This window comes from Spirillospora sp. NPDC049652 (genome assembly GCF_040675125.1).
GTDB lineage: Bacteria > Actinomycetota > Actinomycetes > Streptosporangiales > Streptosporangiaceae > Spirillospora.
This window is the reverse complement of sequence record NZ_JBFAOF010001580.1, coordinates 1-1,040: the sequence shown is the minus strand read 5'-3', so window position 1 is coordinate 1,040 and position 1,040 is coordinate 1. Positions and strand designations below refer to the sequence as shown.

The window sequence follows — 1,040 nt, the reverse complement described above, 5'->3', positions numbered from 1 at the left end:
GGGCCGGACGCGCGGATCGTCCAGGTGGACGTGGAGGCCGAGGCGCTCGGCGCGCACCGCCCGGTGGACCTCAGCCTCATCGGCGACGCCGCCGAGACCGCCGTCGCCGTGGAGGCGGTGCTCGCCGGCCGCGGCCACCGCGTCCGCGGCTACCGCACCCGGGAGGTCGCCGCGCGCGTCGCCGCCGAGGGACGCTGGCGCGACCTGCCGTTCAAGGACCGCTCCGACGGCGTCCGCGTCGATCCGCGCGCCCTCACCATCGCCCTGGACGACCTGCTGCCCGCCGAGCGCACGGTGGCCGTCGACTCGGGCAACTTCATGGGCTACCCCACGATGTACCTGGACGTCCCGGACGTGGACGGCCTGGTGTTCACGCAGGGCTTCCAGTCCATCGGGCTCGGCCTGGCGACGGCGGTCGGCGCGGCCGTCGCCCGTCCGGACCGGGTGACCGTCGCGGCGCTCGGCGACGGCGGGGCGCTGATGTCGGCGACCGAGCTGGACACCGCGGCGCGGCTCGGCCTCGGCCTGCTGGTCGTGGTCTACGACGACGAGGCGTACGGCGCGGAGGTGCACCACTTTGGCCCGCAGGGGCACCCGCTCGACACGGTCACCTTCCCGCCGGCCGACCTCGCCGGGATCGCCCGCGCCTACGGCTGCGACGCGCTGACCGTCCGCCGGGTCGAGGACCTCGAGCCGGTGCGGGACTGGCTGTCGGGGCCGCGCGACCGCCCGCTGGTGGTCCAGGCGAAGGTCACGGCCGACCAGCCCTCCTGGTGGCTGGCCGAGGCGTTCCGTCCCCACTAGCCGGGCTTTCCGGTGTTTTCCAGGCTTTCTGTCGGGTATCGCAGGCGCATGAGCCGCCAGCCGAAACCCACCGGCCGCGCGGGCAACGACGGCGCCGCGCAGCCGCTGGAAGACAACCTCGAACTCGCCCAGGCCGTCATGGAGTCGGCCCAGCGGGAGATGGCACGCAAAGCCCGCCTCCGCCTCCCCGCGATCCGCTTCGGGGCGGTCGCGGGCGTCCTCGGCGCGTGCGCGAC

The 1,040-nt window shown here is 75.4% G+C and carries 2 protein-coding genes; both read left to right on the top strand.

Going from position 1 to position 1,040, the window contains the following annotated elements:
• Positions 1-804: thiamine pyrophosphate-dependent enzyme (locus AB0J52_RS42085; RefSeq protein ID WP_500188919.1), on the top strand; the 804-nt coding region annotated here is incomplete at its 5' end.
• A 48-nt stretch (positions 805-852) separates the two neighbouring features.
• A partial coding sequence (locus AB0J52_RS42080; RefSeq protein ID WP_500188917.1) for a hypothetical protein occupies positions 853-1,040 on the top strand: 188 nt, incomplete at its 3' end.